Source organism: Geobacillus sp. B4113_201601, from assembly GCF_001587475.1.
GTDB classification, from domain to species: Bacteria; Bacillota; Bacilli; order Bacillales; family Anoxybacillaceae; genus Geobacillus; species Geobacillus icigianus.
Genome location: NZ_LQYX01000071.1, coordinates 5,755 through 21,055 on the forward strand (window position 1 = coordinate 5,755; position 15,301 = coordinate 21,055).

Annotated in this window: 12 protein-coding genes and 1 pseudogene; 12 read left to right on the top strand and 1 reads right to left on the bottom strand. The window is 46.2% G+C overall.

What is annotated here, in order from left to right:
- The first annotated feature begins 23 nt into the window (after positions 1–23).
- From B4113_RS08485 to B4113_RS20485, 4 genes and pseudogenes are all read left to right on the top strand, one after another.
- Positions 24–1,192, top strand: a pseudogene (locus B4113_RS08485) (IS256 family transposase).
- Positions 1,193–1,513: 321 nt separating this feature from the next.
- Entirely contained in the window at positions 1,514–1,975 is a 462-nt protein-coding gene (gene tsaA / locus B4113_RS08490) for a tRNA (N6-threonylcarbamoyladenosine(37)-N6)-methyltransferase TrmO (protein WP_031407475.1), read from the top strand.
- A gap of 493 nt (positions 1,976–2,468) precedes the next feature.
- A complete protein-coding gene (locus B4113_RS20105) occupies positions 2,469–2,606 on the top strand; it encodes a hypothetical protein (RefSeq protein ID WP_197055032.1) in 138 nt (45 codons plus the stop codon).
- An 885-nt stretch (positions 2,607–3,491) separates the two neighbouring features.
- Positions 3,492–3,881 (top strand): ABC transporter permease subunit, encoded by a 390-nt coding sequence (locus tag B4113_RS20485; RefSeq protein WP_231559857.1) that lies wholly within the window; start codon positions 3,492–3,494, stop codon positions 3,879–3,881.
- A 424-nt stretch (positions 3,882–4,305) separates the two neighbouring features.
- Here the strand turns inward: B4113_RS20485 and B4113_RS08510 are convergent, their stop codons facing one another.
- Positions 4,306–5,532: an FAD-binding oxidoreductase gene (locus tag B4113_RS08510; protein WP_033844441.1), complete on the bottom strand. Its 1,227-nt coding sequence runs from the start codon at positions 5,530–5,532 to the stop codon at positions 4,306–4,308.
- Positions 5,533–5,786: 254 nt separating this feature from the next.
- Here B4113_RS08510 and B4113_RS08515 point away from each other — a divergent pair, with 254 nt between their 5' ends.
- The 8 genes from B4113_RS08515 (at position 5,787) to B4113_RS08550 (ending at position 15,298) form a co-directional block, all read left to right on the top strand.
- Complete coding sequence (locus B4113_RS08515) at positions 5,787–6,728, top strand: ABC transporter substrate-binding protein (protein WP_033017925.1); 942 nt, start codon at positions 5,787–5,789, stop codon at positions 6,726–6,728.
- 21 nt (positions 6,729–6,749) lie between these two features.
- On the top strand, positions 6,750–7,757 hold the full coding sequence (locus B4113_RS08520; RefSeq protein ID WP_235207570.1) for an iron ABC transporter permease: 1,008 nt from the start codon (positions 6,750–6,752) through the stop codon (positions 7,755–7,757).
- Positions 7,750–8,733 (top strand): iron ABC transporter permease, encoded by a 984-nt coding sequence (locus tag B4113_RS08525; RefSeq protein WP_033017922.1) that lies wholly within the window; start codon positions 7,750–7,752, stop codon positions 8,731–8,733. The genes B4113_RS08520 and B4113_RS08525 overlap by 8 nt, the downstream gene beginning before the upstream one ends.
- 13 nt (positions 8,734–8,746) lie before the next feature.
- Positions 8,747–10,267 carry an Ig-like domain-containing protein gene (locus B4113_RS08530; RefSeq protein WP_061912405.1) on the top strand — a complete coding sequence of 507 codons (1,521 nt, stop codon included), beginning with the start codon at positions 8,747–8,749 and terminating at the stop codon, positions 10,265–10,267.
- Between the two features lie 595 nt (positions 10,268–10,862).
- Entirely contained in the window at positions 10,863–11,099 is a 237-nt protein-coding gene (locus B4113_RS08535) for a hypothetical protein (protein ID WP_033844438.1), read from the top strand.
- 27 nt (positions 11,100–11,126) lie between these two features.
- Positions 11,127–12,470: an MFS transporter gene (locus B4113_RS08540; RefSeq protein ID WP_033844437.1), complete on the top strand. Its 1,344-nt coding sequence runs from the start codon at positions 11,127–11,129 to the stop codon at positions 12,468–12,470.
- Positions 12,471–12,673: 203 nt separating this feature from the next.
- The gene (locus tag B4113_RS08545) at positions 12,674–13,216 is read left to right on the top strand and encodes a helix-turn-helix domain-containing protein (RefSeq protein ID WP_033844435.1); all 543 of its coding nucleotides are present in this window, start codon (positions 12,674–12,676) and stop codon (positions 13,214–13,216) included.
- 39 nt (positions 13,217–13,255) lie between these two features.
- Complete coding sequence (locus B4113_RS08550; protein ID WP_033844433.1) at positions 13,256–15,298, top strand: hydantoinase/oxoprolinase family protein; 2,043 nt, start codon at positions 13,256–13,258, stop codon at positions 15,296–15,298.
- Positions 15,299–15,301 lie beyond the last annotated feature (3 nt).

A 15,301-nucleotide genomic window follows, 5' to 3' on the forward strand; every position in this document is an offset into this window, starting at 1 on the left:
GTAGAGAAAGGAGAACCCTACCTATGTCTAAAAGTATATCGAATATCGACTGGGCAAATCAACTGGAAAACGCCATTCGTCAGTTTGTAAAGGAAAAATGAGAACTGATCATGCGGGAAGAAATCAAACATTTCCTCGAAATCGAACAAGCCGGAACATCAAACATGAGAAACGGCTATTACCAACGAAATCTAGATACGCAATAGGGCCGAATTGAGGGTCTTTTGGTCCCAAGAGACGGAAATGGAGAATTTCAAACACAGCTGTTTGCCCCTTACCAACGACACACCGGCTGGCTTGAGGAAGCCATCATCAAGATGTATCAAAGCGGCATGAGTACACGGGAAATTGGCAAGTTTATTGAACGAATTTTAGGAAATACGTATTCTCCCACGACGATCAGTCATATCACGGATGTCGTAAAGGAAGACATTGAGAAATGGCACACTCGTCCTCTACAAAAGGGTTATTCGGTCTTATATTTGGATGGTTTATACGTAAAACTTCGCCGCGATACGGTAGAGAAAGAAGTCATTTATGTGGTGTTAGAAGTCAATGAAGAAGGATATCGCGAAATTCTTGATTTCTTTGTGGGAGGATAAGAAAGTACCTATGGATGGCAGGAAATTCTCCAAAACCTTTACAAAAGAGGCGTCAAGGAAGTGCTTTTAGGGGTATTCGATGGACTACACCGGGTCTAGAAGAAGCCTGTCAGGCGGTGTATCCGAAAGCCGATGTACAGCGTTGTGTCGTTCACAAAGTCCGTAACACCCTCAGCCGTGTTCGGAAAAAAGACCAATTCGAAATGGCAGAGAACCTCAAGCTGATTTATCGCGCGCCGAATAAGGAGATGGCATTACAGATGTTTCGACAGTTTGAATCGAAATGGTCGAGCAAGTATCCGAGAGAAGTGCAATCTTGGGCCAATGAGTTGGATGTCCTCCTCGCCTTTATGGACGATCCAAGCAGTATTCGAAGTGTGATTTACACGACCAATGCCATCGAACGAACGATCAAGGAGATTCGGAAACGTCTAAAGCCGATGAACAGTTTGAGCAGTTTAGAAGCCGCGGAAAAAGTCGTGTATTTGACCATTCAAGATTTTAATGAGAAATGGGCAGGGCGAAAGTTACGAGGATTTACCGAAGCGCATGAAGCCCTCGAGCGAATGTTTGAAGAACGTTATCATTAACCAAATACTGTAAATAAACAAAATAGGGGGATTCTCCCTTTCCCCACAGGAGACTGAATATTCAGTCTCCTGTGTGGAGGAAACTAGTTCCCTATTCATTCCAAATCCATTTCAGAGAAACCCTACCCCATTACATTACACAAAATTCTTGACGGTACCCGCCGAAAACAGGGAGTTAAATAGTACTTTCTATCAAACGATCTGGAAAATCAATCTTTTCATATCTTGGCCTTTACGTGGGAGAATGATCGTTGCGGACGCTCACTCTGCGATTTATGGTTGGATACAAGTAGGTTAATAGTGAAACGAGGAGGGAAAATGATGCAATATACCATTACACCAATCGCATTTGTGAAAAACAACCGCAAAGATGTGGAAGATGATAAGTGGGGTAGTGTGATTTCAATCATTGAATTATCAGATGAAATCGATGATTCAGCTTTACAAGGGATCAGTGAGTTTTCGCATTTAGATATTATTTTTTATTTTGACCGAGTTACAGATGACAAAATTCAATATGGAGCAAGGCATCCAAGAAATAATAAAGAATATCCAAAGGTCGGAATTTTCGCCCAAAGAGGCAAAAATCGACCGAATAAATTAGGTTTAACAACCGTTGAATTGTTAGAACATAAAGGGCGAACATTGAAAGTAAGAGGATTAGATGCCATAGATGGTACTCCGATTATTGATATTAAACCGGTTATGAAGGAGTTCTTACCCAAAGGCGAAGTAAGGCAGCCTGCTTGGTCGGTATCATTAATGGAACGATACTGGGATTGACAACGTACTTTATTTAAATAGATGAGCAATTTTTATAGTCATCATGATCATGGGAAAAGAAACAATCGACCCCTTATGCCACGTGGAGCTGTTTGTTACGATATCAATGGGAATATTTTATTTTGCGCCGTAGATTCATTCGACAAGGAAAGGGCGGTAAAAGCCGATCATATTCCAACTTTATGGGAAACGATGAAGTATGGACAATATGAAATACAAGGAGGGGAACTAACGATGAGCACTTTCGGGATGGGGATGGTGATGCTAGCAGTAGGCTTAGGACTTTTTCCCTTTGGAGTACTATATTTCAAGGCAAGTTGGAAGGAATATAGAAACTTGCCGTCAAACAGAAAGAAAGTAGCTATTTTTCTTGAAATGTTAGACGTATTCTCATTATCCCCTTCCCTATCGATGTGGTTCATTTTTATCTCGCTCCTGCTTATTATTGGAGGTTGTGCACTAATTTTTTGTACGTGATAAGAGGGGGGAACCATTGCTTCTTCATATTATGAATATTTTAACCTCTGTCCGAAAGAAGTCTCCCACTTCTAGCGGTTTTGAGGCTGATCGAGATGCCAATGCTGCCATCAATCTCAAAAAGGAAGACCTGAAACAGTTAGGTATGGCCTAACTGGATCTTGAACCGTGGGGCACACGGGGATCGCTCGGTCAACTTCCTGCGTTAGACGGGATGACCTGAGAAGCCCCCACCTCGAAGCGTTAGCGTAGGTGGTGGGAGTATGTCACATGAATGCGAAAAGCAGAGCCTCTATACGAACTCGAAAGATCGGTTTGTACGTTTGCGAGTGGTTCGGGCGCAAAAGGAAGCTTTATGATGAAAATTGCCTCAAAAGAATTAAGTCGTTCGCAGCAATGAATAGGTTCTATGTGTTCAGGAGCTCTCGTCGTAGCAGCTCTTAGTTTATTAGAAGACAAGACGGCAACCACTTATCCAACAGCAAAAAAAGGAATTCGAAAAGTTTCATGTTCGCGCTGATGCAGAGTCATTCGTGGTTGAAGGCAATGTGGCAGCCGCAGCGGATTGCTTTGCTGCCTAAGCAGTTGGCTTATTTATGGAAGGGGGAATTAGTAAGAAAGTTAGACATGCAGTATTACATTCGATTTAGCCTGTTCGCTAAGGTGTTGAATCAGTTATGGAGCTGATGGATGCTAACAATAAGGAGGAGCGCTATTGATAAGAACGATGAAATTTGTGGCCGGAATAATATTGGAATGCTTGTTTGCCATCGCGGGAATCGTGATGATCAGCGGTTTCCCTAGCTTATTTCATAATATTTCGATCAATGTAACGGAATATGTAAAAAAACATTAGGGTACATCATTATGAAGCTTATTCATCCACTGAGTATCGAATATGGAATGAATAGAAAAGTATTCCCGCAAATTCTTATTCATTATCGGGAGTCGCTTCTATTATGCGGATTGGCAATCGTGGTAGCACTATATAGTAGCATGGGTGATAACGTATATCACGCTTCTTTTCTTTCGGAGCCATATGGAGCGAATCAAAATGATATTGGCTTTTTTTGAATCCTTGCCCGATCTGCTGATTATCGTGACCTTTCAGTTAATCGTAATTGCAATATTTAAAAAGACCGGCTGGCTCATCTTTCAGCCTGCTTCCATAGGAGAGGAAAGAAGCCTTTTTTTGCCCATTGCTTGTCTGAGTATTCCGATTTCTTTGTTGTTTGCAAAGCTGCTTTTGCAGCAATATGAAAACGAACTTCGCAAACCATATGTAGAATACGCGTTTTCGAAAGGGCTGTCTTTTTTCTATATTTTGAATAAGCATGTGCTGCGGAACGTAGCGCTAGGATTGCTTTATTATTCGAAAAACAATGATTTGGTTTATTTCTTCCACAGATGTGGAAAGGGGGGGAAGTAGCTTGATTCGTATATTGATCCGCGACAAGGTATTTATGCTGGGGTTCCTTTTTATCATCTCAATGTATACTCAATGGCTTAAAAAGAGCCTTCGTATTGAAGACGGCTGATAGAAAAAGATGATGTTAGCAGAGTCGCTATTCACCATAGATTGGTATGCGGCTTGCGGAATTAGGCGCAAAAGTTGGTCTCAAAGGACAAGTGGAGTGAAGTCGGCGAATTTGGCTGGGGAGAGGGAGGGGGCTCCGCGTGTGTTGCCCCCTTTTCTCCCTGCCGATGCGCTGAAACATTGGTTGGACATCTTGTGCTCGCATTGAAGCCAAGGGCCCTTTTCGATTCACATCTCTGTTGCCAGCCTTTGGTTTTTGCCCCAGCCAATGAGGAATGATCGTTTTGTGACCGTCCCTGTGCGCGAAAAGGCATGATCACGTCCGCAGCGTGGAGGTCAAGGGGCGCTCGGGCAGATAGAGTTGGGCGTTATCGCTTCGGCCGGCTGCGATCCAGTCGCGCAGGCATTTGGCAAGCACCATGCTGTAGACGGCCCCGTTGTCCCCGTAAGCATAGACGAAATAGCAGTTCGGATATTCGTCATACACCCCGATGATCGGCAAGCCGTCATGCGTGCCCGCGTAGTAGGCGCCGAGGTAAAATTCCGGCTGCACGTTGATGGTGGGGAAGCGCTGATTGAATTCGGCGATCAACTGGTCGCGCTTATGGATGAGTTTCGCGTCGCGTTCATCGGCGTAGGTCGTATCTTCATCCAACCCGCCAATGATCACGCGGTTGTCAGCGGTCGTCCGCATGTAAATGTAGGGACGGGCGGTTTCCCAGATGAGCGTTCGGTTGTACCAGCTCGAGAAATCATCGACCGGATTGGTGACTACCGCGTACGTGCTTGTCAACACAGCGTTCCGGTCCTTTTTGAAATCCAACGTTTCATATCCCGCGGCGATGATGACGGATTTTGCTTGGATGACCGCTCCTGTTTTCGTATAAAATATCGCTTTGTCTTTTTCTAGTTTTTTTCCGTTGATTTCGGTTTGTTCGAACAGGCGGACACCGCGGTTTTTGGCGTATTCAAGCAAGCCGATCGTCAGTTTGTATGGATTGACTTCGCCATCGTTTTTCGTCAGCATCGCCGCGGGCCTGCGGAACGGGTAGTGGCGGGCGATTTGCTCTTCCGTCCACCATTCGACGGCAAAGCCGTGTTTCTGGAGAGCGGCGTATTCGTTTTCCAACTTGCTTACATCTTCAGAAGAGCTGGCGTAATACAAACTGTCGCGGGTGACATATTCGCAATCGAGTGGCAGCTTTCCGGCAGCCTGAGCGAGATCGCGGATGGCCTGTTCGCAAAGCTGGAGATGCCGGGCTGCGTATGCTTCGCCAAAACTGTTGATCAGCTCGAAAAACATTTTTTCCCCCAAGTATTGAATGAGGGCGGTGTTGACGGCCGTGCTCCCATGTCCCGCTTTTCGCTTGTCGACGACGACGATGTCAAGGTCGGTGTCGCTCAGGAAGTAGGCGCATTGAGCGCCCGAGGTGCCTGCGCCAATAATGAGTACATCGCAGTCAATATCTTCCTCCAAGACCGGGTAGCTCGGCGGGGCTGACAAGGTGGTGGGCCAGTACAATTTGCCGGATTGTAAGTTCATGTTTGTTCGTCTCCTTCCACACCAAGGTTCGCTTTTAGCATGACCGGAATCATTTGGTTTATTCGTTGCGACCAAGTCAACCTCCACTAGCTTATTGATGAAGAAACGCGGCATCATGGATGAAGCGGCATGTTGATGGGGGAAAGACAAAGGATTTTTTATCATTTTATTGACAAAGATATTCAATATCAATTATGATCTCAATTGATAAGGATTATCATTATTAAATAGAAGTTGAAGGGGGAATATGTAACGTGGTACAGAAAAAATGGACTTCTCTTCTTGCTGTGCTGATGGCGCTGCTCGTGCTGCTTGTGCCATTGGCTCAACCGGCCGCATCGGTGCAGGCTGCAGCCAAGACAAGGGTGTTTAAAACAGAGCTTGGCAAGCTGGTGATTAAGGGAACCCCGAAGCGGATTGTCACGTTAAGCATGGCGGGGACCGATGCCGTGGTTACGTTAGGATTAAAGCCGGTGGGCTATACGATTTCGAATTCGGGAACGGTGCCTACATACTTGCGCAATAAATTAAAAGGTGTACCGAGCGTTGGGGCTCTTAGCGCCCCGAGTTTGGAGAGAATCGCAGCGCTCAAACCGGATTTGATCATTATCGACCATGAATTTGAGTTTCATAAAGCGATGATTCCTCAGTTGAAAAAGATTGCACCCGTGGCGGGATTCCGCGCAAACAGCTACAAAGAAGCGATGAACCAGCTCCTTGTATTGGGAGACATCTTAGGCCGGAAGGCGAAGGCAAAATCGTTCGTGAACCAGTTTTATAAAGAATTGAAATCGCAACAAGCAAAATTAAAAGATAAAAATCTTCGTGTATTGGGCTTTTTCGTCAATAAAGATGGCATTAACGTATGGCAGGACAACTCATTCTCTGGATCGATTTTTACTGCCCTTAAGGCGGATTATGCCTTTAAGGAAAAAGGGGATGAATACTCCGACTTTAAAACGGTAAGTTTAGAACGAATTTTAGAAATCGACCCAGATGTGCTGTTTGCCTATACAGATCCTGGGAAGAATGATCTGAAAAAAGTGAAAGCCAACCCGATTTGGTCCCAATTAAAAGCGGTGAAAAAGAAGCGGGTGGTGGAAGTCAATCGCGATCTTTGGTCTCGCAGTCGGGGACCGTTGGCAGCGAAATTGATTGTAAAAGAAGCAGCATCCATTTTAAAACGCTATCAGTGATGGGATGGGGCTAGCGAGAGGATGTCATCTTTGACATACGGAAAAAAAGCCATATGGATCAGCTCCATAGCAGGATTGGGCATCGTTTTGTTGATGATCGTTTCGTTGGTCTCTGGTCCGTTTTTCGTGCCGGTTCAAAAGGTGATCGATGTTCTTTTTCATGACGATGGATCCAAAGCACGAACGGTGGTTTGGGATCTGCGCTTTCCCCGCGCCCTTCTAGCGGTTTTGATTGGGGCGAATCTGGCGGTCGCTGGCGCGATGATGCAGTGCTTAACCAAGAATCCGATGGCTGAGCCGAAAATCATGGGGGTGTCGGGCGGCGCTGCTGTGGTGGTTGTCCTTATCGAATATTTTTTTGCCGGCCTTCCCCTGTTTTTCTTTTCTCCCCTTGTCTTTTTGGGGGCGGCGGTTGGAGGGGCTCTCGTATACAGTTTGTCCTTGAAGAGAGGCGCTCTTTCCCCGGTTCGTTTGACCCTTGCCGGAGTGGCTGTCAGCGCATTTTTGCATGCGATCACGGTTGGAATTTTGGTCTTGCTTGGTCAAGATGCGGCCGCCGTATATGCCTGGTTGGCCGGCGGGTTAAATGGATTGACATGGCGTCATTTTTCGATGATCGCGCCATGGTCTCTCGCCGGCTTGCTTGTCTCCATCATGATCGCTTCGAAACTGGATCTGTTGGAGCTGGGCGATGATACAGCGAAAGGGCTTGGTATTCACGTGGGAATTCTCAAAACAGTGATGGCAGTCATCATTATTATTTTGGCTGGAAGTGCGGTGTCCGTATCCGGGGTGATCGGGTTTATAGGCTTGATGATCCCGCACATCGTCCGAAAAATGGTCGGTGTGAATTATCGGCATATCATTCCAGTCAGCGCCTTGTGCGGGGGAATGTTGCTTTTGATGGCGGACTTGCTTGCACGCTTAGTGGCGCAGCCGATTGAACTTCCCGTCGGGGTGTTTACCGCCGCCATTGGTTGCCCATACTTTTTGTATTTGATTAGGAAGCAGGGAGAATGGAATGCGTAAGCGTGATTTGGGACTTGTGGCCGGTTTGGCGTTGCTTCTTGTCATCATCGTGCCTCTCGCCGCTTGTTTCGGGGATGTGAAAATCCCTGTTTCGCAAGTATGGCAGGCATTGTTCAACCGAACGTCTTCCCTCAACGGGGAAATCGTGTGGGAATATCGCTTGCCAAGAATATTGGTTGGGATGTTTGTCGGTGCCAACCTCGCCGTATCGGGGGCGCTGTTGCAAGCCGTGACGCAAAACCCGCTTGCCGCTCCGAATGTCATTGGAATGACGGCTGGCGCCAGCTTGTTTGCCGTGCTGGCATTGCTGATCATTCCGCACTTTCCTGCCAGCGGCCTGCCGTTTGCCACCTTTTTCGGGGCTCTCTTCGCCGGCCTTTGCGTGTATGCGTTTGCCTGGAAGAAAGGGATGGATAAAGGGCGGTTTGCTCTATCAGGGATTGCTTTTGACGCCTTGTTTCAGGCGGCTGTTACGGGGATTTTGGTTTTTGCGACCAAAGGGATTGATGCTGCGGTCATTTGGTTGGCGGGGAGTTTATGGGGACGGACATGGGAACATGTTGCTCTCATTGTTCCTTGGTCGGTGATGGGGCTCGCGTTGGCTTACCTTTGTTATCGCCGCCTGAATGTCTTGCAGTTGCACGATGATGTCGCCGCAAGCTTGGGAATGCGTGTTCAGGCGGCGCGCTTCCTGATCTTCCTCATCGCGGTCGGTTTGTGCGGAAGCGCCGTGGCCGTATCGGGTCCGATCGGATTTGTGGGACTCGTCATCCCCCATCTCGCCCGTTTGTTGACAAGGGCGGATTATCAGCGGCTCATTCCGGTCAGCGCCTTATTAGGAGCGATGTTGATGATCGGCGCGGATACGGTGGGAAGAACCATCGCGGCGCCAATCGAAATTCCGGTCGGCATCTTAACGGCCTTCATCGGTGCGCCGTATTTTCTCTTTCTGCTTCGACGAGCAAAATTATCATGAAAAGGGGATCGGTATGGGTTGGAAAAAATGGGTGGTTTCTAGTTTCGCAGCCGTCAGTTTAGCCATAGTGGGGGCGGCGGAGTCTGAAGCATATGCGGCGAAACCGGCCAAGCTTGCCATTGAAAGTGCACAGCCGGTGAATGCTTCGACTGTAAAAGAGTATATCGTAAAAGGAAAAGGGCTCAAGGGAGCGAAGATCAAAATTGTCATCACCGATGGAAAAGCATCTGTCACTCGTTACACTGTTGTTCAAAAGAGCGGAGCGTTTGAGGCGCCGGTCAACGTATCGACGTTACGGGACGGGACGCTAACCCTATCTGTCATCCAAATCGTCAAGGGTCAGAAGTACAGCAGTGTAAAGAAAAAGATGATCAAGGATACGAAGGCTCCTTCCGTTCCGGTGATCACGAACAAAGGATGGATCAATGCCAAGCAGCAGAACGCTTATGCTGTTCAAGGAACAGCAGAACCCCATAGCGTTGTGAAGGTTTCGTTGAGCGATGGAAAGCAGCGCATTACCAAAACGGTGCATGCAGACGGCAAAGGGAGATTCCGGGCGGTGATCGATGCAAGAAAACTGGCGGAAGGAGAGATGACGGTCTCCGCGGTTAGCGTGGATTCGGCAGGAAACCAAAGCGGCCAATCGAAGAACGTGCTTCGGAAAGATGTGAGCATAGAGGCTCCTGAACTGTTGAATGAAGGATATATTAACGCTTTCAACTATGAAGCGTATCCAGTCACAGGGACAGGCACGCCTGGAGAGAAAGTGGTGGTGGAGGCTGCCGATGGAAAAAAATCCGTCTTGGCAAGCGGGCTGGTAGATGAAGATGGAAACTATGAAGTAGAGATCAATACGTCTTCGCTGAAAGATGGGAAGGTCATCATCCGTGTGAAAACGATCGATCAGGCGGGGAATGAAAGCCGGATGGCAAGCGTCGTCCTCATCAAATCGTTGGCTTCTCCGGCCAAGCCGTCTATTGACAATAAAGGATATGTGAATGCCAGCACAGATGCAACCGCTTATGAAGTCACGGGCAAGGGAGAACCAGGAGCGGAAGTGGAGGTCACGTTGTCCGATGGCACGAATGAAATCAGCACAGTCGGTACGGTGGACGAAAACGGGAGATACCGCGTAGAAGCGGATATTTCGCCGTTAAGCGATGGACTGATTACCATTACAGCCGTTCAAACGAGCGTTACAGGCAATGTAAGCCTAGAGGCAACCACGACGGTTTGGAAGGATACCACTGTTGACGCTCCATCGTTGAACGCCCTGCCAGCCGTTACGAACCAAAATCAAGCGGCCTATACGATCGCAGGAACGGCAGAAAGCAACGCATTGGTGCAAATCATCATTACGGATGGGCAAAAATCGCTTGTTGCATGGACATCGGCGGACTCGAATGGGAGTTTTTCCAAGACGCTCGATCTGTCCGCATTGAACCATGGTCAGCTGACGGTCATTGTGATGCAGGAAGACGCAGCACAAAACCATAGTGAGGCGACCACAGCGACGGTGACGAAAGGGCAATAAGAAGGAACCTGTCGGCCGAGTCTTTCTTTGAAGCGGAATGCTTAAAAGAGGACTCGGTCGATTTTTTCGTGAAAATCACACATTGGTGAGTCGTGATTTTCATCCCCGGGTGGAGGGCAGATCACACTGCCCATGGAACTTTTCAGTGAAAATGCGCTGCCTTGATAAGTGATTTTCATGCCAGAGTGGGGGAACAGGGCTTGCTCATGAATGTTTTTATGAGTAATGCGATTGGCAAGCCAAATGGGGATGTCTACCCGTTATCATCGGTTTATAAGTCTATAAACTTCACATTTGTACAACTTTGAGACAGATTATTTTGCTTCATGTATTGGACTATGTGCTGGAACATGGATCTTCTTAATATTCAGGGGAACAAAAACTCAATTCTTTTTTATCAAATTTTTTATAGTATGACAGTATCTATTACATAAATATTGCAAAAAATAAATATACGTTTTATAATGTTTTATAAAGTCGGAAAAATTTTAATAATATAAAAATTATAAGAGGGAGGGATGATAATTGGGTAAAAAGATTTTATGGATCAATCCTGTGACTACAGACCTGTTTGATGAAATTTTCAAAAAGGAGTTTGAAAAAAGAAAAGGATGGAGCAGATGTTATTATCTTAGGTTGCACGATCGAATTCGGATTTTATCATGAAGTTCAAGCAGAGATAGGAATACCTGTTATCGACGCAAGCATTGCTCCCTTGAAATATGCTGAATTTTTAGTGGAAATAAATCGAAAATTTGGATGGGGACATAGCAAGCTCTATGGTTATCAGTCACCGCCAAATGAAGAAATAGAAGCTTGGAATCTATTTTGATGTAGTGAACCAAGGGGGAATCTAACGATGAGTATCAATTTATCGCAAGAACAGACAACAAGCAAAAAGTATGTACAAGTTGGACAGTTGTTTGAAAATATGCCTGTGACGAGAGAACACTGGAAAGCAGGGCTGGCGCTGTTTTTTTCCTTTGTTATTGAAGCATGGGAAATGATGATTATTATTCTTTGCAGTGCTTCGATTGGTACTGAATTCAAATTAAGTGGAACACAAATTGGATCTTTAATGGGTTCTATCTTTCTTGGGATGATTCCAGGATGCCTTATTTGGGGCAAGTTGATTGATAAGTTTGGACGAAAAAAAGCTATGATTTATAGCTTGATTTCCTATGGAATCATTTCGATGATCAGTGCATTTGCAACGGATTATGGAATGCTTTGGTGGATGCGGTTTCTCTCCGGGATAGGTTTGGCTGGATTAATGGTGGCTACGTTTCCGTACTTTGAAGAACTTCTTCCGGTTAGAGTCAGAGGAAAAGCAACGGTTTATTTAGCATCCGGCTGGCCTGTAGGGTATTTACTGGCGATTGGTATCACATATCTTCTCGGTGATATGGGATGGCGCTGGGTTATTGGAATCAGTTCTATCGCTGGTTTGTGGTTTCTCGTTGTAGCAACCTTCGTTCCGGAGTCCCCGTATTGGCTCGCTGGCAGAGATCGACAAAAGGAAGCTAAGGAAGTCATTCGACGCCTTTCTGCAAACAGAATGGATCATGAACTTAACGATGTGGAACTCATTGTAGAAAAGGTGAAAAAAGGGTCGTTTATTGAGGTTTTTAGGGGTAAGTTTTTACGACCGACCGTCCTGCAATTGATTATTAACTTTTGTTTCTCTTGGGGATATTGGGCGCTGTCCTCGTGGATGCCGGCGCTTCTCGCCAAAAAAGGCTTGAGTGCTCCACAAGGACTAGGTTTTATGGCATTGTCGGCATTGTTCATGTTTCCGGGTTACATGGCGGCCTCATATCTAACAGGTAAATTCGGTCGTAAAAAAATCATGTTTACCTTCGTTTTTCTCGCCGCTATTGGGGGATTCGGGTTTGCCTCATCAAACAGCATGTCGGAAATGTATGTATGGAATTTTGTATTGTCCTTCTTCAGCTTAGGGGCTTGGGGGGTATGGGATACGTGGATGGCGGAGCTTTATCCGACAGAAGTTCGTGGAGTCAGCTATTCACTTGGAGCTACCGCCCAACGCGTGGCTAACGCCATTGCTCCAAGCGTGATCGGTGCTATGTTGGCATCGAACACGAGCTTTTTGACAACGGTCTCATTCATCTCCTGCTTTTTAGTGATTACGTTTATTGCTACATTGTTCTTGAAAGAAATGGAAGGACAGATCTTGCACTAAACTGAAAAATAAGGGGAGCAAGTGGATAATCTCCTGATTGTCTACTTGTTCTTTTATCTATCCATCAAACCGTTTTTATCCAATTACTGTTATACAGTAATTTTTATTAATAATTTCGATAAAAACATATTTTTTGAATTGATATTATATTTTTTTGTATAAAATAAAATCAGGACACTAATTTTAGAAGCAGGAGATCGAACATGGAGGAAATATACAGAAAAATCAGGGATATAAGAAAACAACGTGATTTGACACTAAGAGAGTTAAGTGAGAAGACAGGGCTTTCCGTTAGTTTTCTCTCCCAAGTGGAACGAGGAACAACATCACTTGCCATCACTTCTCTAAAAAAAATCGCTGACGCTTTGGAAGTGCCAATCACTGACTTTTTTGAGAATGAAGTAAACCAGAATTTTGTCGTCAAGGTAGAGAAGAGAAAAACGTTCAGAATTGAAGGCTCGAGTGCCGAGTATACCCGTCTCGCGGGGAACTTTAACGGCAGATCGCTTGAGCCGTTGATCGTCACTTTGGCGCCTGGGTTGGTGCAAGATAACGTTTTCAGCCATCCTGGTGAGGAGTTCTACTATGTTTTAGAAGGAGCAGTTATTTTTAACGTGGATGGAAAGGAATATTTGGTGAAAGCGGGGGATTCCATTCACTTTCCGTCCAGTTTGCCGCATTTTTGGTCGAACCCGCTGTCCCAAGAAGCAAAAATTCTTTGTGTACTGACACCGGTTATTTTCTAACTTAACCTATAAAACTCACAAAAACGAAAGGTGGTTTTTATGCGCGTAGCAACTGATATCGGCGGAACATTCACAGATATTGTATATTTGGATGAAAATGGACGAATTGGGATCGCAAAAAGCGATACGACTCCCCCAAACTTCGAGCAGGGAGTTATTGATGTTATCAAGAAAAGCGGCATTTCCCCTGAAGCCATTACAACTTTCATCCACGGCACAACGGTCATCATTAACGCATTGACCGAAAGAAAGGGAGCGAAAACCGGGTTGATTACAACCAAAGGATTTCGCGATGTTCTTGAAATCGCTCGTGGGAACCGGCCGGATTTATTCAACGTCCGCTATCGAAAACCGGCTCCATTTGTTCCGCGCTATTTGCGTCTTGAAGTGAGCGAACGCTTGAACTACAAAGGGGAAGTCATTACCGAATTGGCTACAGACGAAGTGAGAGCTGCCGTTGAACAATTGCGAAAAGAGGGAGTCGAGGCGATCGCTGTTTCGTTCCTGCATGCGTATGCGAACCCGGTGCATGAAAAATTAGCGGTAGAAATCATTAAGGAATTATGGCCGGAGGTCTCTGTAACCGCTTCCTATGAGGTTACTAGAGAGTGGCGCGAATATGAGCGCACGAGTACGGCGGTGTTAAATTCTTATGTGAAACCGATTGCGTCTTCTTACATTGATAAGCTGGACAAACGGCTTCGGGAAATCGGAGTGAACGGAAATAAATACATCATGCAGTCCAACTCGGGGACAACCACCTTTGAACAGTCCAAAGAAACTCCGATCAACATGGTTGAGTCCGGTCCGGTGGCGGGTATTTTTGGGGCGGCTATCCTCGGGAAAATCCTCGGAGAAGAAAACATTATCGCCTTCGACATCGGCGGAACAACAGCGAAATGCTCGTTGATCGATAACGGGGAAGTCAAGGTCACGACAGAATACCGAATCGAGAGAGAGGATCGGCATGCTGGGTATCCGATAAAAGTGCCTGTCGTCGACATTGTCGAGATCGGAAACGGGGGCGGATCGATCGCGTGGATTGATGATGCCGGTTCACTGAAGGTAGGGCCGCAATCGGCTGGGGCTATGCCGGGGCCGGTAGCTTATGGCCGCGGCGGCGAAAACCCAACGACAACCGACGCCAATCTTGTCACAGGGCGTTTATCGCCGAAAAACTTCCAAAATGAAGTCGATATGAATGCGGTGAAGCAAGCTATTTATGAAAAAGTGGCGAAATATTTTGGCATCTCTGTCGAGGAAGCGGCGCTGGGCATCATTCGCATTGCCAACTCCAACATGTTGAATGCATTAAAGTTGATTTCCGTCCGTAAAGGCTATGATCCTCGGGAGTTTTCCCTCGTGGCATTTGGAGGCGGCGGTCCGATGCACGCTATGGCATTGGCGAAAGAGCTCGGGGTTAAAAAGGTGATTGTTCCGGTTGCAGCTTCGGTATTCTCGGCTTGGGGAATGCTGATGACTGATCTCCGGCACGACTATATCCAAACGTACATTCGCCGGGTGAGCGAGTTGAATTTGGATGAACTAAATAGGGAGTGGGATCAATTAGAAACGGCGGCTTTGCAACAATATTCTCAAGAAGGGATCAGCGAGGATAAAGTGTTGTTTGCCCGTTACGCTGATATGCGTTATGTCGGTCAAGAGCATGCGGTGAAAGTCCCTGTACCAAACGGTGTCATGGACGAGGAAGCCGTCAAGGAAATGGTTTCTCGTTTCCATCACATTCACGAAAAACATTACACTTTTAAACTTGATGGGGCGCCGACGGAAATTGTGAACTTACACTTAACTGCATTCGGTGTTGTACAAAAGCCGGAAATTGCCCGTCTCGAAAAGATCGGAGACAATGCGGAGGAAGCATTGAAAGAAGTACGACCTGTGCTGTTTGAAGATCACAGGTGGATTGATACGAATGTTTATGATCGAGACATCTTAAACGCTGGCAGTGTCATTCACGGGCCTGCGATCGTCGAGGAATCTTCCACTTCCACAGTCGTGTATCCAGATCAAACACTCGAAGTCGATGAGTACGGGAATTTGATTATCCATACGGGGGTGTAATGG

Bases quoted from the DNA above. Each gene is read 5' to 3' on its own strand.
- tsaA (WP_031407475.1), top strand. From the start codon at position 1,514: ATGCAATATACCATTACACCAATCGCATTTGTGAAAAACAACCGCAAA.
- B4113_RS20485 (WP_231559857.1), top strand. From the start codon at position 3,492: ATGGAGCGAATCAAAATGATATTGGCTTTTTTTGAATCCTTGCCCGAT.
- B4113_RS08510 (WP_033844441.1), bottom strand. From the start codon at position 5,532: ATGAACTTACAATCCGGCAAATTGTACTGGCCCACCACCTTGTCAGCC.
- B4113_RS08520 (WP_235207570.1), top strand. From the start codon at position 6,750: ATGTCATCTTTGACATACGGAAAAAAAGCCATATGGATCAGCTCCATA.
- B4113_RS08525 (WP_033017922.1), top strand. From the start codon at position 7,750: ATGCGTAAGCGTGATTTGGGACTTGTGGCCGGTTTGGCGTTGCTTCTT.
- B4113_RS08530 (WP_061912405.1), top strand. From the start codon at position 8,747: ATGGGTTGGAAAAAATGGGTGGTTTCTAGTTTCGCAGCCGTCAGTTTA.
- B4113_RS08540 (WP_033844437.1), top strand. From the start codon at position 11,127: ATGAGTATCAATTTATCGCAAGAACAGACAACAAGCAAAAAGTATGTA.
- B4113_RS08545 (WP_033844435.1), top strand. From the start codon at position 12,674: ATGGAGGAAATATACAGAAAAATCAGGGATATAAGAAAACAACGTGAT.
- B4113_RS08550 (WP_033844433.1), top strand. From the start codon at position 13,256: ATGCGCGTAGCAACTGATATCGGCGGAACATTCACAGATATTGTATAT.